This is a genomic window from Methylophilaceae bacterium (assembly GCA_018398995.1).
GTDB lineage: Bacteria > Pseudomonadota > Gammaproteobacteria > Burkholderiales > Methylophilaceae.
The window spans coordinates 1,001,830-1,022,309 of record CP073759.1 but is presented as its reverse complement, the minus strand read 5'-3'; the positions used below and the strand labels follow the sequence as shown (position 1 = coordinate 1,022,309).

Here is a 20,480-nt window from a genome sequence, read left to right as displayed (position 1 = left end):
TTATGCGAATACCTTTAATCATTGGTAACTGGAAGTTGAATGGTCGTTTAGCGGAGAATGCCACTCGTCTACGGGCTATCGTTACAGCTGTAAAAGACATCAATCAGGTCGATATTGGACTCTGTTTACCTTATGTGTATTTATTCCAAGCGCAACAAATACTAAACAATACTAACGTGATGTGGGGTGCGCAGAATGTGAGTCAATTTGAGCAGGGTGCTTATACTGCTTGTGTGTCAGCAGCGATGGTGGCGGATTTTGGTTGTCAGCTAGCGATTGTTGGACATTCTGAACGGCGGCATTACAGTGCGGAAAATTCAGCAAAAGCAGTGATGAGAATTAAAAGAGCAGTCGATGCACAGATGACACCGGTTTATTGTATCGGTGAAACGCAGGCGGAGCATGCGGCAGGCGATGCAAAAAAAGTAATACAAGCGCAGGTGATGGCTTTGTTTGATAGCGATACAGCAAGTCTTGAGACAATCAAATCATTTGGTTTAGCCATTGCATATGAACCCATTTGGGCGATTGGGGCAGATCAAGCGGCAACACCAGCACTCGCACAAAATAGGCATGCCTTTATTCGTGATTTATTGGCAAAGCAAGATGCAGCATTTGCAGCGAAAACACGTATTATTTATGGTGGCAGTGTTACACCAGATAACGCAAAAGCGCTGTTTGAAATGCCCGATATTGATGGCGGGTTAATTGGTCGCGCCTCATTAAACCCACATACTTTTGCAGCTATTTGCGCGGCAGCCGACAATCATCAGATTGCACATTGATGTGTAAAGTATTAGTCATTGGCTATGTGTGGCCAGAACCCAATTCATCCGCCGCTGGCTATCAGATGCTGGCTATTTTACGGGCTTATCGACAACAAGGATGGCAAGTGACTTTTGCTACACCTGCACAAAAAACAGAACATATGGTTGATTTATCCGATGATGGGATAGTCAGTCAAGCCATTACACTCAATAGCGATAGTGTTGATGATTACTTGAAATGTTATCAACCAGATATTGTGCATTTTGACCGTTTTATGATGGAAGAACAGTTTGGTTGGCGAGTGGATCAACACTGTCCAAATGCGCTAAAAATATTGGATACCGTCGATTTGCAATTTCTACGCGGTGCTCGGCAAGCAGCGCACAAAGCAAACCGCGAAGTGAGCCAACAGGATTTAGTCAGTGATGTAGCCAAGCGTGAAATTGCGGCTATTTTACGCTGTGATTTGTCCTTAATTATCTCGTCTTATGAAATGCAATTATTAATCAGCCAATTCAATATCAATGCCAGCTTATTGCACCATTTGCCTTTTTTGGTTGATTTGGATGCTTTACCAAGGACAACAAAAAGCTTCGAACAGCGACAACATTTTATGACGATTGGTAATTTTCGGCATGCGCCGAATTGGGACGCGGTGTTGTATTTGCAATCTATTTGGCCATTGATTAGAAAACGATTGCCTCAAGCAGAATTGCATATTTACGGTTCTTATCCGCCACCAAAAGCAACTGCGTTAAATAATGTGAAAACGGGATTTTTAATCAAAGGCTGGGCGGAGAATGCTGATACCGTGATGGAAAGCGCACGCGTTTGCTTAGCCCCGCTTCGCTTTGGCGCTGGTTTAAAAGGCAAATTATTAGATGCGATGATGGTGCAAACGCCGAGTGTGACGACGTCGATTGGTGCTGAAGGCATGTCGATACCAGAAGTGCCATGGCCTGGCGTTATTGCTGATGATGGTGCAGATTTTGTTGATGCGGCAGTACGATTATATGGAGACAAAAAGGCGTGGCAAGTCGCACAAAGCCATACATTACCGCATTTACAACAGCTGTTTGATGGTGAAAAAATAGCCAAACAACTCATTGAAAAAATCACTCAAGTGCAACAAAATCTTGTACCGCACCGTTTACACAATTTTACTGGCGCGATGCTCAAACACCACACCATGACCAGCACCAAATATCTATCACAATGGATTATGGAAAAAAACAAAAGTGCTTAATCAGTCATTCACTGAATGCATTTGCAGCAGTGTCATCTGGATTGCTTCGTCACTACGTTCCTCGCAATGATGAAGTCTCACAGCACTTATTGTTTGATTCCCACTATGCATGATTATTCTTACTAAGCACGAAAGCCGAAGTACCTTCTGGAAATAAACAAAGCTATTACCCCCACGACGTCATCGCGAGCGTAGCGCGGCGATCCAGACTGACGCGCATATCAGTAGTAACTCAGAACTCAATGCCAATTCACCAATTTCCCAAATGCGAATGTATGAGACGACTTTTGAAAAAGTTAACTCTTCTTTTGTTGCCATTGGGCTTTTAGCAAACGTTCATGACGATTAGGCTCTAATCGCTTAATAAAGCTACAGTGCTGACGATGCACCGTTACACCACGATCACGGGTGACATACGCAATAATGGCATCGGGATAGACGGGATTACAACATCTGGCTAGATTGGTTTGTAGGTTGCCAACACCTTCTAATATGACTTCTGTTGGTGCAGTGTGAGCGAATGTTTTGTGCGCGACTTGATGCGTGGCCTTCTCAGTCGACTTTGGATTGACAACCTCTTGAATCGCGTTGGCGATTTGATGCTCGCTTATATCGCCTCGTCCAATTGCATTTAAGCAATCATCAAGCTTATTAAAATGTAGCTTTTGCGCAATTTTTTCTTGATTAATCGCACCAACACCAGAACGATGCAGTTCTTTGTCTAGTTTGGTACGACCTTGAGAAATATGTTCTTCGGCATGTTGATGTTTAAACCAATAACGCACTTTTGCACGTGCACTACTTGTTTTTAAATAACCGAGCGTTGGACTCAACCAATCACGACTTGGCGCCCCTATTTTATGCGTCAAAATTTCTACATGTTGTGCATTTTGCAATTTGTAATGCAGAGGCACAATATGCCCATCCACTTTGGCACCGCGGGTGCGATGGCCTAAATCAGTATGCAATGCGTATGCAAAATCAACGGGCGTGGCATCTTTTGGTAAATCAATCACCTTACCTTGCGGGGTAAAAACATACACATTTTCTTTAAAAAGCGCCGTATTAAATTGTGCTAATAAATCATCGCTATCTTTAGGCTCTTCTTTCCAAGACAGGATTTGGCGCAATAAAGCAATCTTTTCATCTAATGCGATATCGGTTTTACCACCCTCTTTATAGCGCCAATGCGCTGCCACACCAAGCTCAGAAAACGCATGCATTTCATGCGTCCTAATTTGTACTTCTAATGCCAGTCCCTCCGGGCCATGAACGGCAGTGTGTAGAGAGCGGTAGCCATTGCTTTTGGGTTTAGCAATATAGTCGTCAAATTCACCAGGTATGGTCTGCCATAACGCTTGAACAATACTCAGTGCGGTATAACATTGCTCAATATTGTCAACCAATATGCGAACAGCACGCACATCATACAATTGCTCAAAATGCAGATTTTTGCGGCGCATTTTATTAATAATGCTATAGATATGTTTGGGTCGTCCAGAAACCTCAGCTGTTATACCAGCTTGCGTCAACTGTTGTTTTAGCTGTTGCTCAACATGTTGAATATATTGCTCGCGATCTAAGCGGCGCGCATCCAATGATTGGGCAACTTGTTTGTATAGTTGTGGCTCGAGATAACGTAGCGAAAGATCTTCCATCTCCCACTTTAATTGCCATACGCCTAGCCGATTAGCCAGCGGGGCATAGACACCCTGAATTTCTTTGGCCGTTTGCTGTTGCAGGCTTTTGTCTGCCTTGGTCAGGCTGCGTAAAGTTTGTGTGCGTTCTGCCAATTTAATCAACACTACCCGAATATCTTGCACCATTGCCAATAGCATTTTGCGCAGACTTTCTACCTGATGGTTTTGGTCATTTTTACCTTTGTCTTTTTGGTTAATTGTGTCTATCGAACCAAACGCCTGCACTTGTTCTATCTGCATTAAGCCAGCGACTAAGTTGCTAATAGATGAACCAAAACGGCTGTTAAGTGTTTCCTGCCAATTATCGATATGGCGAGGAGTGGCATACAAAATAGTAGCAGCAATGGCTTCTGCATCAAGATTTAAGCTCATCAGAATAGCCGCTGTCCCAGTTGCATGATGCATGAGAGGCGCGCCCGTTTTTTCTGTATTGTTGCTATAAGCCAAGCTTGCTAGCTGACAAGCTTGGCTAATGACTTCTACCTCTGAAGCTGTGAAGCTATTGGATAAAGATGCTATCCATGCCTGCGTATCTTCATCAGATAATGCAGGAATTTGTAGTGCACTAGAACCGTGAATCATAGGGTGTTAATCTGCAATTCTAAAACCTATTTTAAGTGTGACTTGATAATGCGCAATGTTACCATCCACAATATGACCGCGCGTTTCTGTTACTTCAAACCAATCCATGTGCTTGATGGTTTTAGCTGCTTTGGCAATGGCATTTTGAATCGCATCGTCAGTGCCAACCGTTGAGCTACCGACGAGTTCGATTTTCTTATAAGTATGTGCTGTAGACATGTGCTTCTCCTAAAGGGTTAACTTCACCGAAATGGTGATAACTATCATCATTACCTTTTTATGCAATGATGACCAGTATAATTTAACAGTTGTTAAATGTGCATGATACAAATAGCCAACCCAGGCATGCTATGCTGATGCTTTTGATGACTTTAATGATAACGCCATGACAACCACTGCCAATCAAACCTTTATTCCTAGCAAAGATGCCTCGTTAGAGTCTTCCATTAGCACCCTGCAAAGCAAGTTATTAGCGCTTGGCATTCATGTCGAAGAAAAGTCATGGCTAAATGAAGTTGAAGGCATTTGGTCTGTGCATATTACCAATCGTGATTGTCCACGTTTATTTACCAATGGCAAAGGCGCGTCCCAATTAGCCGCGCGCGCCAGTGCCTTGGGTGAATTTTTTGAGCGCTTAGGCACTAATTATTTATGGACAGATTTTTATCTGGGCGAAACCATAGCCAATGCTGATTGGGTGCATTATCCAAATGAACAATGGTTTCTATTACAAGGCGATGCCTGGCCAACTAAGATACTGACGCCAGAATTACAACAATTTTATAACCCAGAAGGTAGCGTTGCTGCCAGCCAATTGATTGATTTAAATTCTGGCAATCAAAAGCGTGGTATTTGCACCATTCCTTATACGCGTTTGCGTGACGGCAAAACCGTTTTATTTCCAGTTAATTTAATTGGCAACATTTATGTGAGCAATGGCATGAGTGCGGGCAATACAATGAAAGAAGCACGTACTCAAGCTTTAGCAGAAATTTTCGAACGTAACATTAAAAACAGAATTATTGCAGAAGCCATTTGTTTGCCCGATGTGCCAGAAGAAGTGATTGCTCGCTATCCACGTATAGCAGCAGGCATAAAGGGTTTGCGTGATGCGGGTTATGGCATTTTAGTTAAAGATGCATCGCTTGGCGGTCAATATCCTGTGATGAATGTGACTTTATTACATCCCGAAGATCAAGGTTGTTTTGCCAGTTTTGGCGCACATCCGCGTTTTGAAGTGGCATTAGAGCGTTCACTGACTGAGCTCATTCAAGGCCGCGCTTTAGATAGCTTAACTGGATTTGTTAAACCGGGTTTTGATAGGGAAGAAATTGCCGATGCACAAAATTTAGAAATTCACTTTGTGGATTCTAGCGGTGTCATTAGCTGGGAGTTTTTACGCAGCACACCCGATTATGATTTTGTTGATTGGAACTTCGGCACCACGACGGAAGAAGATTACCAGTGGAGCGTCAATAAGATTCAGGAAAGCGGACATGATTTATATATTGCCGATTTTGAACATTTAGGGGTGTATGCTTGCCGTATTTTTGTACCCGGCATGAGCGAAATTTATCCAGTAGAAGAATTGGAATGGCAAAATAATACGGTTGGTAATCTAGTGCGACCTTATGCCCAACGCTTACAGGATTTAACAGAAACAGAGTCTGCTAAGCTATTGGAAGTATTGATGGACATTAATTTTCAAGATGACTTGCACGTTTATATTTTGATTGGCCTGTGTGCCGATGCCAATATGCCGTGGCAAGATTTACGAATTGGTGAGCTGAAAACGCTAGCCGCCATTGCAGCAGGTGATGTAGATGAAATTTTAGATGGCTGTGAGTGGATTGCACAAATTAATGATTTGCCAACGGCGCGCTTGAAAGTGTATAGCTGTATTGCCGACCTTGTGCAAATTGCCCAAGACACCGAAAGCGGCGACATTGCTTTATTTGAATCTAATCTAGCGTTGATGTACGGCCAAGAAACCCTACAACTAGCACTGAGCTTATTTAATCAAGAAACCCAATATTTTGGCCTCAATAATTTAGGCGCCAATTATGAAGGTAGCAAGATGCATCAACAATTATTAGCGGCTTATCAAAAAGTGAGAGCGCCTCAGCAGGTTTAATTGGATTTGAAACCCACGCAAATAAAAACTGCATTACATTTACGTAATCAACATCGCGATCGCTATGATTTGGATTTGTTGATGACGGCAAATTCCGCTCTAAAGCCGTTTGTTAAAGCAAATAAGTTTGGCGATGCATCCATTGATTTTGCTAATCCGCAGGCAGTGAAGGCATTGAATCAAGCGTTGTTAAAGCAATATTATGACGTGGCGGTTTGGGATATTCCGCCACAGTACCTTTGTCCACCAATTCCAGGTCGTGCAGATTATGTGCATTATTTGGCTGATTTGTTGGCAGAAAATCCCCATCAACCATCGCCAATTCGCGTCTTAGATATTGGCGTTGGTGCCAATATGATTTATCCATTAATTGGTCAATACAGTTATGGTTGGCAGTTTGTAGGAGCGGATATTGATGTGAATGCGATTAAGCATGCACAACAGATTGTTGATGCCAATAGCTTAAATGACAAGATAGAACTGCGATTACAAGAGAATAAAAACCACTTTTTTAGCAGCATAATTAAAAAAGGTGAGCATTTTGCATTGAGTATGTGTAATCCGCCTTTTCATGCTTCTTTAGCCGAAGCGCAAGCGGGGACACAACGTAAATGGCGTGGTCTTGGTAAAGGTGGTCAGTCCGCATTGAATTTTGGCGGACAAAGCAATGAGCTGATTTGTGAAGGTGGTGAAGAGGCGTTTGTGATTGCGATGATGAAGGAAAGCAAGCAGGTTGCAACACAATGTCGGTGGTTTACCACATTGGTTTCTAAAGCGACTACATTGCCTAGTGTGTATCGTGCATTGCAAAAAGTAGGCGCGCAACAGGTGAAAACCATCGACATGCAACAAGGTCAAAAACAAAGCCGAATAGTGGCATGGACTTTTGTTGTGTCATCAGTTAATAATTAGATCAACAGAGGAAAAAGCATGATGAAATTAATAATCGTAATAGGCATTATTATCGCGTTAATGATTAGCTTAAAGCTATCAACAGTGTTGGTCGATAAATCGGGCTTTGGTAAATCGGTCAGTATTTATCGCATGAAATATATTAAAAAGACCATTCATATCGCTTTGCTGTTTATTTACTCAGCCATATTGGTGATGTTTTTGAGTATTGAATATTCGCAAGTCTTGATTTTTATCTCGTCTATTTTTGCGGTATTAGGCGTTGCCTTATTTGCCCAGTGGTCGATTCTCAGCAATATCACCGCCAGTTTAATTATCTTCTTTGGCTTTCCTTATCGGGTTGGCGACTACATTACCGTGGTGGATAAAGAAGCGGATATTAGTGGTGTCATTGAGGAAATCTCACTTTTTCATGTCTTGATAAAAAGAGAAGGACAGCTTATTTCCTATCCAAACACCATGATTTTGCAAAAGCCAGTGGTGCAGAATATTCGAGTAGAAGAAATACCGCCACCAACCGATGCCAGTTAAGCTTTAACAGCGCTGGGATGGCGACTTTCAGGATTTATTTGCCTTAGGCGTCATAGTGTAACAAAACGGAAACGTAAAAAACGTCTACGATATTCTGGGAAGTCCAGGTTTACTTTTAGCCAAACATAAGAAAATGAAGTTTACTCATGCGGTCTTGTTAACTTTTGATAAGAAAAAAGATTGGAGTAAAGGAAAAGTTAGCCACCCTATCCTTGCTGCAGAAATACAAACATTAGTCGGCGTTAGTATAGAGTTTTGGGATTTAGATCAATTCGTTAAAGCTTTCCTACCCCAGCCAGAACTGGAGATCGGAAAAGGGTTAAAACCTGGTGCTACCCCAAAAGCAGAAGACACTGCAACTGCCTAACTTGAGAAAAAAGTAATATGATTCGCTTGTAATAAAGCCAGTAATTCCAATTCAAAATACCCATCCATAAAGCAGGACGCTGGACTTGCCTTAATAAAATAGATATATCTAAGGAATAAGAGCAGCATTTTTGTTTAGGGTAATGACCGCTTTGGGGATTCTGCGGATATTTGCTTAAGTTTATTTGCCACATTGGAATTGTCTTAGTAAAATAACCATTTTAAATGGTGTCATTTTATGATACCATTTTTTATTATGAACGCTACTCACAAAAAGACGTTAGAAATCATCTTCACAATTCCAGTATCAAAGTCTCTTGAATGGCGTCGAATTGAAGCATTGCTGGTTGCTATGGGTTGTCAAGTGATTGAAGGTAACGGCTCAAGAGTAAGATTTGAGAAAGATGGATTGATTGCGACATTTCATAGGCCGCACCCAGCAAAGGAAGCGAAGCCTTACCAGGTGCATGATGCAAGACAATTTATTGAAAGTTTAGGAGTAAAACCATGAATACAATGACTTATAAAGGTTATGCGGCACGCGTTGAATATAGTGATAAAGATGAGTGCTTTGTAGGGCACATTGCTGGTGTTCGAGATGTAATCGGATTCCATGGCAATAGTGTTGCTGAGTTAAGGGCGGCTTTTGAAGAAGCGGTCGAAGATTATCTAGCTACATGTCTAAAACTAAATCGGGAACCAAATAATTCTTACTCAGGCCAATTTAGATTGCGCTTAAAACCTGAGTTGCATGCAAGAGCGGCAATCGCAGCTGAGACTAACGGAAAAAGCCTTAACGCATGGGTTTCTGAAGTTATCGAACGAAACGTAGTGGCATAGCACTTAAACATTTGCCACTCTAAAGAAACATTAAGGGATAAGCCACGAATTATTAATAATCCGAGTTCTGAAGGGCAGGTTTGGTGATTAAGCATCAATAAATGAACAGTTACTTAGGCAATACAAGGCATGTTTTATGCAAAATTACTAATAATTTCTCCGCCTCTGTTTTGCATAAAGGTTTGAAAATTGGTTGCCATCGCTGAAGTCAGTCGATTATTAAGCGACACCACATGCCAAGCGCGGATGACTGGCGTGTCTTCTATGTCCAAGACAATAATTTTTTTTGTCCTAATCTCTTCCGCAACCGTATGTAAAGACATAAACGAGATGCCTAAGTTGGCTGTTACGGCCAGTTTAATTGTTTCATTACTGGACATTTCCATACTGATTAATGGTGAAATATTATGTTCAGATAAGAATTTCTCCATAATAAATCGGGTGCCAGAGCCTTGTTCTCGTGAGATGAGTTCACACGTGTTTAATGTGCTTGCGCTCACCTTGGTTTGAAATGCGAGTGGGTGTTGAGGACTGGCGACAAATCCATGTGGATGTATTGCAATTGGCGCTAGGTCATTGTTGATTTCTTTAGGTGGCCTGCCCATGATGGCAACATCAATGTCGCCTTCTTTTAGTAATTGGATTAATTGTTGGCGATTACGGACTTCAATCTTAATTTGAACGGTTGGATATTCTGCTTTAAATGCCATCAGCAGATGGGGTAAAAAGTGCTGTGCGGTGCTAACTAAGCCAATCTTGAGTGTGCTAAATGCAGTGCCTTGTAATGTGCCCATGATTAATTCTGCTTCATGTAGGGTGCTGACAATACGTTTTGCATAAACAAGAAAGTATTCACCTGCTGACGTTAGGCTGATTTTTTTATTGCTTCTATTGAATAATTTCACTCCAATATCATTTTCCATTTCTTTAATTTGGAGTGACACTGCCGGGGATGTGATGTGTAGTTCTTTGGCCGTATTTGAGAAGTTTAAGTGGTTTGCTGCACTAAGAAAAATGCGTATTTGACGTAAGCTGATGTTTTTCATGTTAAGTAAAACTTAATATAAACTAATAAAATATTATAGTATACATTAACATCATTAATGACTATATTGTTAAAGCTTCCCTGTGGTGATTTAAATAATCAATGATGGATTAAACGATGAGCACTGCCAATATCAGCTTGTTTCAGCATGTCTCTGCGCAAACTATAGCGCAATCAAATGATGACTGTTTGGCACGCCTGCTAGATGCCATAGCAACGGCAACTATCGATATTGCCACATTGGTTGCAAAAGGTGGAACAGCTGAAGTGACCACTAAGCTAGCTAGTCAAAATGTGCAAGGTGAAACGCAAATGCAATTGGATGTGTTGAGCAATGCGATCTTTATTGACGCGTTGAGAGCGACGCAATTGGTGGCAGGACTGGTGTCAGAAGAGATTGATGAGGCAATGCCGTTATCAGCACAAAGCAATGCTGCGCTATTTTTAGTTTATTTTGACCCGCTAGACGGGTCATCTAATATCGAGGTTAATGGTTGCATTGGATCGATATTTTCAGTTGTAAACGCACCCAAAACACGTCCGATTGAAACAGCCCATTATTTGCAACAAGGCAATGCGCAAGTTGCAGCTGGTTATGCGCTATATGGGCCAAAATGTATGTTAGTGCTTACTGTTGGGCAGGGCACGCATGGTTATACATTGGATAGCAATACCAACAGTTATCAATTAACCCATCCTAATATGCGTATACCACAAACAGCAACCGAATTTAGTATCAATGCGAGTAATGAACGATTTTGGGAGACGCCAGTGCAGCGCTATATCGCAGAGTGCAAGGCCGGTAATGATGGTTTGCGGTTGCAAGATTTTAATATGCGCTGGGTTGCCAGTATGGTGGCAGATGTGCATCGCATTTTAATGCGTGGTGGGATTTATTTATATCCAAAAGATAACAAATTGCCATTAAAAGCAGGGCGCTTGCGGTTGCTTTATGAGGCAAATCCAATGAGCTTTATTGTCGAGCAGGCGGGTGGGGCAAGTTCCACTGGCCGGCAACGCCTGATGGATATCACGCCAACTGATATCCATGAGCGTGTGCCCGTTATATTGGGTTCAAGCGCAGAAGTGAATGTCGTTGCGCAATATCACAAGCGATTCGATGACGACAACCCAGCATGAGGCGCGAAGTTGTAGTGTTTGATGATGGCATCAACAATCAATGGTTATTAAGGAGTTTAGGTGATGGCATTAGTCACATTAAGACAATTACTTGATCATGCGGCGGAACATGATTATGGTTTGCCCGCGTTCAATGTAAATAATATGGAACAAATACATGCGATCTTATTTGCGGCAAATGCTGTTGATAGCCCTGTCATTTTACAAGCCACAGTAGGCGCACGTGATTATGCTGGCGAAGTGTTTTTACGCAAAATGATTGCGGCGGCCATTGAGCAGTATCCGCATTTACCTATCTGTATGCATCAAGATCATGGTGTTTCTGCTACGGTTTGTTTAACCGCCATTCGGAGTGGTTTTTCTAGTGTCATGATGGATGGCTCTCTGAAAGAGGATGGCAAAACGCCTGCGAGTTATCAGTATAACGTTGAAGTAACAAAGCGAGTGACGACGCTAGCGCATGCAGTCGGTATTTCTGTTGAAGGTGAGCTGGGCTGTTTAGGTTCGTTAGAGACAGGAGAAGCGGCTGAGGAAGATGGCATTGGTGCTAGTGGTGTGCTAGATCGAGAACAATTATTAACTAGCCCAGAGGAAGCGGTAGCCTTTGTGAATGAAACACATGTTGATGCGTTAGCCATTGCGATTGGTACGAGTCACGGCGCCTATAAATTTAGCCGACCACCAACCGATGATGTGTTATCCATTGCTAGGCTAAAGGCTATTCATGAACGTTTGCCCAATACGCATTTGGTGATGCATGGCGCATCGAGTGTTTCTCAGGATTGTTTGGCTACCATTCGCCAATATGGCGGCGATATTAAAGAAACCTATGGCGTGCCTATTGCCCAAATTGTTGAAGGCATTAAACATGGTGTGCGTAAAGTGAATATTGATACAGATATTCGATTGGCGATGACGGCTGCTATTCGACAATTTATGGGTGAAAATCCAGCAGTGTTTGACCCAAGACAATATTTTAAAGCGGCAACATTGGCCGCTCAGCAGGTGGCTCAGGAGCGATTTGAAGCATTTGGTAGTGCCGGGCATGCTAGTAAAATTAAGGCGATTCCAATTGAAGCAATGGCCCATCAATATGCGCAATTGCATCATGATATCGCCAGTTAAAACAACCACATGTTAAGGTGAAATGGGTAATGCAAACACGTAAGCAGCTGGTGGTTGGAAACTGGAAATTACATGGCAATTTACTAGAAAATGAAAGATTATTATTGGCAATGGCAATAGACTTAACACAGCTGAGCAATGTAGATTGTGGCATTTGCTTGCCTTATCCCTATTTGTTCCAAGCACAAAAAATATTGGCTGATACGCGCATAGGGTGGGGCGCGCAGAATGTAAGCCAGTTTGTACATGGGGCTTATACGGCTTCTGTATCAGCAGAGATGATTGCAGATTTTGACTGCTCATACGTGATTGTGGGCCACTCGGAGCGACGCACATATAGCCATGAAAGTAACCAAACGGCGGTCACTAGAATTAAAAGAGCGGTTGATGCAGCAATAACACCCATTTATTGTGTTGGGGAAACGCTGGAAGAGCATGCCGCTGGCCAAACTAAACAGATGATAGAAGCGCAGGTGTTGGCGATATTTGATTTAGATGAGACAACTTTAAGTCAAGCAAAAGCAGTGAACTTAGTTATTGCGTATGAGCCTGTGTGGGCAATTGGTACGGGCTATGCGGCCGACCCAGACCATGTACAAGCAATTCATTCATTCATTAGACGATTAATCAAGCAATATGATGCGGATTTTGCAAAAAAAGTAAGGATTATTTATGGTGGTAGTTTGACGCCTGACAATGCTTGCAGTATCTTGACCTTGCCAGATATTGATGGTGGTTTAGTGGGGCATAGTGCACTAAATGTGCTAGCCTTTACACAGATTTGTCGTGTGGCATCAAACACCGGCGCATGTCAGACGCTCACGCCAGTAGAGATCAATTAATGCGTGTACTTGATATGAATCAACATCAGAAGCGCCGCTATATTTTATTATGTTAAATCTGCGAACTATAGACGCTTAACAAGACTCAATATAATCATGGATAACCCATCAGTTACATTCAGTAAATTACCTGCGAACAGTGATGAAATAACTGACACTGATAGCATTTTGCTTGCGCTGGATGAGCCCGATGAATGGTCAAGCTTTAGCACCAAGTTACCAAATGTTGAGCACACGTGGGAATCCCATTTGGCAGTGGAGGGCATGCATTGTGCTTCATGTGCGCTGAATATAGAAAAGACAGTCAAAGCTTTGCCAGGCATTGTGAGTGCAGAGGTCAATGCAACCAGTGGCCGCGCACGTTTAGTGTGGTCTTCAGAACATACAACCCCCTCAATATGGATGGGGGCGATTAATCAGGCAGGTTATCGTGCTTTACCAGCAGCCGATGCACTGGTGCGTAATGATAGGCGTAAGAGTCAGCGCTTGATGCTTTGGCGTTTGCTGGTTGCTGGTTTCTGTATGTTGCAAGTCATGATGTATACCATGCCAGCCTATTATGCGAGCCCCGGCGAGATGACACAAGACACGCTTAATTTGATGCGCTGGGCTTCGTGGGTGTTAACCTTGCCTGTGATGCTTTTCTCAAGCGGCCCATTTTTTAAAAGCGCACTAACCGATATTAAACAGCGTCAAATTAGTATGGATTTTCCCGTGTCTCTTGGGATTTTGATTGCTTTTTTGGTCAGCTCTGCGGCAACGTTTGAACCAAATGGATGGTGGGGATCAGAAGTCTATTTTGATTCGTTAACCATGTTGGTGTTTTTTCTGCTTACTGGGCGCTGGATAGAGTTACGCATGCGTAATAAAACTGCAGGGGCACTGGATGTATTGATGCGGCGCTTACCCAGCATCATCGAGCGTCTCAATGCTGATGGCCAATTTGAACGTATTGCGGTAAGGCGCTTGATGGTAGGCGATGTGGTGCGTGTGCTGCCCGGTGAGGCATTTCCAGCAGATGGCATCATTACATTGGGAGATACCAAAGCAGATGAATCATTACTGACAGGAGAATCTCGTCCTGTCTCAAAAGCCTTGGGCGTTGAAGTGATTGCAGGCAGTCATAATTTAAGTGCAGCGGTGCAAGTGCGTATTACACAAATTGGAGACAATACGCGCTATGCCCAAATAGTCGCATTAATGGAGCGTGCGTCAGTCGATAAGCCGAGATTAGCTATATTGGCCGATCGTATTGCGCAACCATTTTTGCTGTTGGTATTGTTGGCGGCGGCTGGTACTGCGCTTTATTTATGGCAAGTCGATCAAAGTCGTGCGTTAATGACGGCAGTAGCGGTACTGATTGTGACCTGTCCTTGTGCACTCTCTTTGGCCACGCCCGCAGCAATGTTGACTGTGTCTGGCAAGTTGGCGCGCACGGGTATCTTAGTACGTAAAATGCAAGCGCTGGAGGCATTAACCAATATAGATACCATTGTGTTTGATAAAACGGGCACGCTAACATTGGATAAAATGATAGTGGGCAACATTTCAGTTAGTGGTATTTTGAGTGAGACGGAAGCCTTGCAAATCGCCGCCGACATGGCACGACATTCATTACATCCAGTTTCACGTGCCTTGGTAGAGGCGGCAAAATCGGTAGCGCTCAATAATACTAAGTTAGTCAGCGCCGTACAAGAAGTGTCGGGAGCAGGTTTAACAGCAAAGTCAGCGTGGGGAAATCTAAAATTAGGCAATACAAGATTTTGTGATTTGACTGCCGATGAGATGGCAAACAGCGAAGGATCTATGGTGCATTTAGTGTCCGATAAGGGCTGGTTAGCCAGTTTCGCAATAGTTGAATCAATTAAACCAAGCGCGGCATCTTGTGTGCGTCATGTCACAGAACACGGTTTGCATGTTGCTGTATTATCTGGTGATAAATTGGCTTCGGTGCAACGTGTTGCAGAAGCTGTTGGTATTCAGGCTGTGTTTGGTGATTGTAGTCCGCAAGATAAATTGGCGCATATTCAAGCCTTGCAACAACAAGGCAGAAAAGTATTAATGGTCGGTGATGGTTTAAATGATGGACCAGTATTGGCGAGCGCACATGTTTCAATCGCGATGGGGCAAGCTGTGCCATTGGCGCAAGCGCAATCTGATTTTGTTGTGATGAATGGCGATCTTGCAATGGTGCCCTATTTAATCGGGCAAGCGAAGCGAACCATGCGTATCGTTAAACAGAACTTAACATGGGCGGCTATCTACAATGCAACCTGCGTGCCGCTTGCGGTTGCTGGTCTGTTGCCAGCATGGTTGGCAGGATTAGGCATGGCGCTGAGTTCACTATTGGTGATTTTGAACGCGGCGCGCCTGGCAAATATTGATACAATTCAGGGCTAGTAGTTTTCATGGACATTCTCTTTTTACTCGTTCCTTTGTCAGTCATTTTGGTTTTAATCATTTTGGGTGGTCTTTGGTGGGCAATCTATTCAGGTCAATTTGAAGATATTGAAGAAGAGGGTGAGCGTATATTGCACGAAGATTGATTTGTATCAAATTGGGATGGGGGATTTTCAGCATAATCCCTCAATGTCGTTAAAAATGAGGGTAAAAAAATGCAAAGTTTAGGAAGTGAATCGTTGACTTATCACGATACAGCGGTAAGGCAGTTTTCTATTATGGCGGTTGTTTGGGGGGTTGTTGGCATGCTGGTTGGGGTGATTATTGCTGCCCAGCTTGTTTGGCCTGAACTGAATTTGGGCTTGCCATGGACCAGTTTTGGTCGGTTACGTCCGTTACACACCAATGCTGTGATTTTTGCTTTTGGCGGTTGTACGCTGTTTGCGACTGCTTATTATGTGGTGCAACGTACCAGTCAAGTCAGTTTATTTATGCCAAAACTGGCCGCTTTTACCTTTTGGGGTTGGCAAGTTGTCATTGTTGCCGCTGCCATTTCACTGCCATTAGGCTTTACGCAAAGTAAAGAATATGCAGAACTAGAATGGCCAATTGATTTATTAATTGCCGTGGTTTGGGTTTCTTTTGCAGTTGTGTTTTTTGGCACGATTGCCAAGCGTAAAGTAAGACATATTTACGTTGCAAACTGGTTTTTTGGTGCTTTTATTATTGCAGTTGCTTTGCTGCATATCGTCAATAGTGCAGCTATCCCAGTGAGCTTTATGAAATCTTATTCTGCTTACGCTGGTGTGCAAGATGCCATGGTGCAGTGGTGGTATGGCCATAATGCCGTTGGTTTCTTCTTAACCGCAGGGTTCTTGGGCATTATGTATTACTTTGTACCTAAGCAAGCAGAGCGCCCAGTGTATTCATATAGCTTGTCCATTGTTCACTTCTGGGCATTGATTTTTACCTATATGTGGGCAGGTCCGCATCATCTACATTACACAGCGTTGCCAGATTGGACACAGTCATTGGGCATGGTGTTTTCATTGATTTTATTAGCACCAAGTTGGGGCGGTATGATTAATGGCATGATGACCATGTCGGGTGCATGGCATAAATTACGTACGGATCCTATCTTACGTTTCATGATTGTTTCATTATCTTTCTACGGCATGAGTACGTTTGAAGGCCCAATGATGGCGATTAAAACGGTTAACTCACTTTCTCACTATACTGATTGGACAATTGGTCATGTGCATTCAGGTGCTTTAGGTTGGGTTGGTTTAGTTTCGATGGGTGCGCTTTATCACTTAGTACCAAAATTATTTGGCAAAGAAAAAATGCATAGCATTAAAGCCATCGAATTACATTTCTGGATGGCAACAATAGGTATCGTACTTTACATTGCAGCCTTGTGGATTTCAGGTGTGATGGAAGGCTTGATGTGGCGTGCAGTGAATGCTGATGGCACATTGGCTTATACCTTTGTTGAAAGCGTAAAAGCCAAGTTCCCATACTACTTTATTCGTTTACTGGGTGGTCTACTTTACCTTGGTGGTATGGTCGTTATGCTTTGGAATGTATTGAAAACAGCGACGAGTGGTCAGCCAGCAACGGCAACTATTCCACCTGTTGCAGCTCACGTTTAAGGAAAATGTTATGTCAGATTTAAATGATAAAAAAACAGGCTTCAGTCACGAGAAGATTGAAACCAATAACTTTTTGATGATTGTATTGATATTGGTCGTGGTGTCGATTGGTGGGCTGGTAGAAATCGTGCCTTTGTTCTTTCAAAAGTCGACAACTGAACCTATCAAAGGCTTGGAGCCATACACACCGTTACAATTAGTTGGGCGTGATATTTATCAGCGCGAAGGGTGCTATAACTGTCATTCACAGATGATACGACCACTAAGGGCAGAAACATTGCGCTATGGCCATTACTCTGTTGCAGGTGAGTTTGTTTACGATCACCCGTTCCAGTGGGGCAGTAAGCGTACTGGTCCTGATTTGCATCGTGTGGGTGGGAAGTACAGTGATGAATGGCAACGTATTCATCTAATCAATCCGCGTGATGTGGTGCCAGAATCGATTATGCCAGCGTATCCATGGTTAGAAAACGCACCAGTGAATGCCGATATTGGAAAAAATATGGCGGCATTGCGTAAAGTGGGTGTGCCATATACCGACGAACAGATTGCAGGTGCGGCGGCAGAAGTGGAAGGCAAAACAGAGCTAGATGCCATTATTGCTTATATGCAAGTGTTGGGCATTCATCTTAAATAAATAAAGAATGGAGCACCTGATGGATATCAACTTATTACGTATATTAGTCACATTGATTAGTTTTATTGTATTTGTTGGCATTATTGTTTGGGTATGGCGCCATCGCCATACTGCAGATTTTGAAGAGGCAGCCAGACTGCCTTTTGATGAAAAATAAAGGAACGTAAAATGAGTGATTTTTTCAATAATTTTTGGCCTTACTTTATCGCCATTATTACGGTTGTTGGCATTATTGGTTGTGCATTCTTATTATGGTTCACAAGCAAAATGAAAATCGTGAGTAAGAACGGTGACAATACCAGTGGTCATGTATGGGATGAAGATATAACCGAAATGAATAATCCACTACCAAGATGGTGGGTGTGGTTATTTATTATTACCATCATTTTTGGTTTTATTTATTTGGCACTTTATCCCGGTTTAGCCACCTATGATGGCTCAAAAAACTGGACGCAAGAGAATCAATATCATGCAGAAGTTGCTGAAGCAAATGAAGCATTGAAGCCACTTTATGCTAAATTTGACGGCGTGTCAGTAGAAGCGTTATCCGCTATGCCAGCGGCAAAAGCAATTGGAGAGCGCTTGTATATGAATAATTGTGCACAATGTCATGCTTCTGATGCGCGCGGCGGCAGAGGATTTCCTAATCTTACTGACCATGATTGGCTTCATGGCGGTAGCCCAGAAAAAATTGAAGAAACCCTAATCAACGGCCGTAACGGTATGATGCCGCCAATGGGTGCCATGGTAGGCAGTGATGAAGATATAAAAAATCTGGCTAACTACGTACTCAGTCTTTCTGGCAGTATGCACGATGCCGCGAGAGCGGGTTTAGGTGAAGCTAAATTTGCAACATGTGCAGCTTGTCATGGTCCTGATGGAAAAGGCAATCAAGCATTAGGCGCACCAAATTTAACTGATAATATTTGGTTGCATGGTGCTGGTGAGGCGGCGATTATTAGTCGTATTAAAAACGGTATTGTTAATCAAATGCCTGCGCAAGAAGATAAACTCACCCCAGAACAAATAAAAGTATTAACGGCTTATATTTGGGGATTATCAAATGGAACAAAACATTAATATTAATCGTGAGTTTGTAAAAAAAGCATATGACTGAAACTAATAACGCCGTTATTGAAGAAAAAGCCACCTCGCCGCAAGAGGTGGTTATTTCTTTATATAAAGCAGAAGATAAGATATATCCGCGCAGTATTTTTGGTTATTTTGCTAAGTGGCGATGGGCAATGATTTGGCTCACGCAACTGTTTTTTTATGGTGTGCCTTGGTTAGAATGGGGTCAAAGACAAGCACTATTGTTTGATTTGCCAGGCAGACGCTTTTATATTGCTAATCTGGTTTTATATCCACAAGATTTAATTTATCTAACAGCCATTTTAATTATTTCAGCACTGTCCCTGTTTTTATTTACGGCAATTGCGGGCCGTTTGTGGTGTGGCTATACCTGTCCGCAGACCGTTTATACGGAGATTTTTCTTTGGATAGAAAGAAAAATTGAAGGTGACCGTGCCAAAAGAATGCGATTAGATGCGGCGAAAATATCGCTAGAAAAGTTATCGAGAAAGTCTGCTAAACACTTTGTTTGGATTGCGTTTGCCGCTTGGACAGGCTTTACATTTGTTGGATACTTTACGCCAATTCGTGAACTTGCATCAGAAATGATGCAGCTTAATCTTGGTTCATGGGCAACGTTCTGGGTGATTTTCTATGCCTTTGCAACCTATGGAAATGCCGGTTTTATGCGTGAGCAGGTTTGCAAGTATATGTGTCCTTATGCCCGTTTTCAAAGCGCGATGTTTGATGATGACACGCTGATTGTGACCTATGATGAAGCGCGCGGTGAACCAAGAGGGGCAGGCTCACGTAAAAATACGACTAAAACGGAATCATTAGGCGCTTGTATTGACTGCAGTTTATGTGTGCAAGTCTGTCCTACCGGGATAGATATTCGTGAAGGCTTGCAGTACGAATGTATTGGCTGTGGCTTGTGTGCCGATGTTTGTGACGATGTGATGGATAAAATAGAACAACCTAGAGGCTTAATCAAATATACCACACAAAATGCGATGGATAATCACTGGACACGCAGTGAAATGCTGAAACGTATTTTGCGACCACGGGTGCTGATTTATTCAGCGATATTATTTCTATTAATCGCGGCTTTATTAACAAGTTTATGGTTCAGAACACCGTTTAAAGTCAACGTTGTTCGTGATCGCTCGGTACTCGCAAGGCTGGTAGAAGGCGGTATGTTAGAAAATGTGTATCGCTTACAAATCATGAATGCCACCGAGAATAGACACCAGTATCGTCTCAATGTGAATGGCTTACAAAACGCAAAAGTTGGATTTAAAGGCAGCGATAGAAACCCACTGATTACAGTAGAGCCGGCTGAAGCGCGTTGGATAGTGGTAGATGTGACATTACCCGATGGCTCGCTAGAAAGCGGTAAACATAAAATTGAATTTGAAATCGAAGAAGTAGATAGTCAAGAAACATTGATTGAGAAGTCGATATTCCTGGTGCCTAGATAATTGTATTG

General features: G+C 42.6%; 21 protein-coding genes. 18 read left to right on the top strand and 3 right to left on the bottom strand.

Going from position 1 to position 20,480, the window contains the following annotated elements; translation table 11 throughout:
- Positions 1-2 precede the first annotated feature (2 nt).
- Positions 3-785: a triose-phosphate isomerase gene (gene tpiA, locus KFB94_05305; GenBank protein ID QVL44737.1), complete on the top strand. Its 783-nt coding sequence runs from the start codon at positions 3-5 to the stop codon at positions 783-785.
- A complete protein-coding gene (locus tag KFB94_05300; protein QVL44736.1) occupies positions 785-2,014 on the top strand; it encodes a glycosyltransferase family 4 protein in 1,230 nt (409 codons plus the stop codon). Before tpiA (KFB94_05305) ends, KFB94_05300 begins: the two co-directional genes overlap by 1 nt.
- A 296-nt stretch (positions 2,015-2,310) precedes the next feature.
- On the opposite strand, the gene KFB94_05295 is transcribed toward KFB94_05300, so the two are convergent.
- Both KFB94_05295 and KFB94_05290 read right to left on the bottom strand, forming a co-directional pair.
- On the bottom strand, positions 2,311-4,296 hold the full coding sequence (locus tag KFB94_05295) for a bifunctional (p)ppGpp synthetase/guanosine-3',5'-bis(diphosphate) 3'-pyrophosphohydrolase (GenBank protein QVL44735.1): 1,986 nt from the start codon (positions 4,294-4,296) through the stop codon (positions 2,311-2,313).
- Between the two features lie 6 nt (positions 4,297-4,302).
- Positions 4,303-4,515, bottom strand: coding sequence for a dodecin domain-containing protein (locus KFB94_05290; protein QVL44734.1), 213 nt, complete (start codon positions 4,513-4,515; stop codon positions 4,303-4,305).
- Positions 4,516-4,681: 166 nt separating this feature from the next.
- On the opposite strand from KFB94_05290, the gene KFB94_05285 reads away from it, so the two are divergent.
- The 6 genes from KFB94_05285 to KFB94_05260 all read left to right on the top strand — a co-directional run bounded on the left by KFB94_05285 (position 4,682) and on the right by KFB94_05260 (position 9,079).
- A complete protein-coding gene (locus KFB94_05285) occupies positions 4,682-6,430 on the top strand; it encodes a YcaO-like family protein (GenBank protein QVL44733.1) in 1,749 nt (582 codons plus the stop codon).
- A 6-nt stretch (positions 6,431-6,436) separates the two neighbouring features.
- A complete protein-coding gene (gene rlmF, locus KFB94_05280) occupies positions 6,437-7,342 on the top strand; it encodes a 23S rRNA (adenine(1618)-N(6))-methyltransferase RlmF (GenBank protein QVL46576.1) in 906 nt (301 codons plus the stop codon).
- 18 nt (positions 7,343-7,360) lie between these two features.
- Positions 7,361-7,873 (top strand): mechanosensitive ion channel, encoded by a 513-nt coding sequence (locus KFB94_05275; GenBank protein ID QVL44732.1) that lies wholly within the window; start codon positions 7,361-7,363, stop codon positions 7,871-7,873.
- Between the two features lie 133 nt (positions 7,874-8,006).
- The gene (locus tag KFB94_05270) at positions 8,007-8,240 is read left to right on the top strand and encodes a hypothetical protein (GenBank protein QVL44731.1); all 234 of its coding nucleotides are present in this window, start codon (positions 8,007-8,009) and stop codon (positions 8,238-8,240) included.
- 255 nt (positions 8,241-8,495) lie between these two features.
- Positions 8,496-8,750: a type II toxin-antitoxin system HicA family toxin gene (locus KFB94_05265; protein ID QVL46575.1), complete on the top strand. Its 255-nt coding sequence runs from the start codon at positions 8,496-8,498 to the stop codon at positions 8,748-8,750.
- Positions 8,747-9,079: a type II toxin-antitoxin system HicB family antitoxin gene (locus tag KFB94_05260; protein QVL44730.1), complete on the top strand. Its 333-nt coding sequence runs from the start codon at positions 8,747-8,749 to the stop codon at positions 9,077-9,079. Before KFB94_05265 ends, KFB94_05260 begins: the two co-directional genes overlap by 4 nt.
- Positions 9,080-9,213: 134 nt before the next feature.
- Here KFB94_05260 and KFB94_05255 read toward each other — a convergent pair whose 3' ends face one another.
- Positions 9,214-10,125, bottom strand: coding sequence for a LysR family transcriptional regulator (locus KFB94_05255; protein QVL46494.1), 912 nt, complete (start codon positions 10,123-10,125; stop codon positions 9,214-9,216).
- Positions 10,126-10,241: 116 nt separating this feature from the next.
- Here KFB94_05255 and KFB94_05250 point away from each other — a divergent pair, with 116 nt between their 5' ends.
- The 10 genes from KFB94_05250 (at position 10,242) to ccoG (ending at position 20,472) form a co-directional block, all read left to right on the top strand.
- The gene (locus KFB94_05250; protein QVL46493.1) at positions 10,242-11,264 is read left to right on the top strand and encodes a class 1 fructose-bisphosphatase; all 1,023 of its coding nucleotides are present in this window, start codon (positions 10,242-10,244) and stop codon (positions 11,262-11,264) included.
- Positions 11,265-11,327: 63 nt separating this feature from the next.
- Positions 11,328-12,389: a fructose-bisphosphate aldolase class II gene (fba, locus tag KFB94_05245; protein QVL46492.1), complete on the top strand. Its 1,062-nt coding sequence runs from the start codon at positions 11,328-11,330 to the stop codon at positions 12,387-12,389.
- A gap of 29 nt (positions 12,390-12,418) precedes the next feature.
- The gene (gene tpiA / locus KFB94_05240; GenBank protein QVL46491.1) at positions 12,419-13,231 is read left to right on the top strand and encodes a triose-phosphate isomerase; all 813 of its coding nucleotides are present in this window, start codon (positions 12,419-12,421) and stop codon (positions 13,229-13,231) included.
- A gap of 96 nt (positions 13,232-13,327) precedes the next feature.
- Complete coding sequence (gene cadA, locus KFB94_05235) at positions 13,328-15,631, top strand: cadmium-translocating P-type ATPase (protein QVL46490.1); 2,304 nt, start codon at positions 13,328-13,330, stop codon at positions 15,629-15,631.
- An 8-nt stretch (positions 15,632-15,639) separates the two neighbouring features.
- Positions 15,640-15,777, top strand: coding sequence for a cbb3-type cytochrome oxidase assembly protein CcoS (ccoS, locus tag KFB94_05230; GenBank protein ID QVL46489.1), 138 nt, complete (start codon positions 15,640-15,642; stop codon positions 15,775-15,777).
- Positions 15,778-15,846: 69 nt separating this feature from the next.
- Complete coding sequence (ccoN, locus tag KFB94_05225) at positions 15,847-17,283, top strand: cytochrome-c oxidase, cbb3-type subunit I (protein ID QVL46488.1); 1,437 nt, start codon at positions 15,847-15,849, stop codon at positions 17,281-17,283.
- A gap of 10 nt (positions 17,284-17,293) precedes the next feature.
- Positions 17,294-17,920: a cytochrome-c oxidase, cbb3-type subunit II gene (gene ccoO / locus KFB94_05220; GenBank protein ID QVL46487.1), complete on the top strand. Its 627-nt coding sequence runs from the start codon at positions 17,294-17,296 to the stop codon at positions 17,918-17,920.
- A 19-nt stretch (positions 17,921-17,939) separates the two neighbouring features.
- Positions 17,940-18,077 carry a cbb3-type cytochrome c oxidase subunit 3 gene (locus tag KFB94_05215; protein QVL46486.1) on the top strand — a complete coding sequence of 46 codons (138 nt, stop codon included), beginning with the start codon at positions 17,940-17,942 and terminating at the stop codon, positions 18,075-18,077.
- Between the two features lie 11 nt (positions 18,078-18,088).
- Positions 18,089-19,000: a cytochrome-c oxidase, cbb3-type subunit III gene (ccoP, locus tag KFB94_05210; protein QVL46485.1), complete on the top strand. Its 912-nt coding sequence runs from the start codon at positions 18,089-18,091 to the stop codon at positions 18,998-19,000.
- Between the two features lie 29 nt (positions 19,001-19,029).
- Entirely contained in the window at positions 19,030-20,472 is a 1,443-nt protein-coding gene (ccoG, locus tag KFB94_05205) for a cytochrome c oxidase accessory protein CcoG (protein ID QVL46484.1), read from the top strand.
- Positions 20,473-20,480 lie beyond the last annotated feature (8 nt).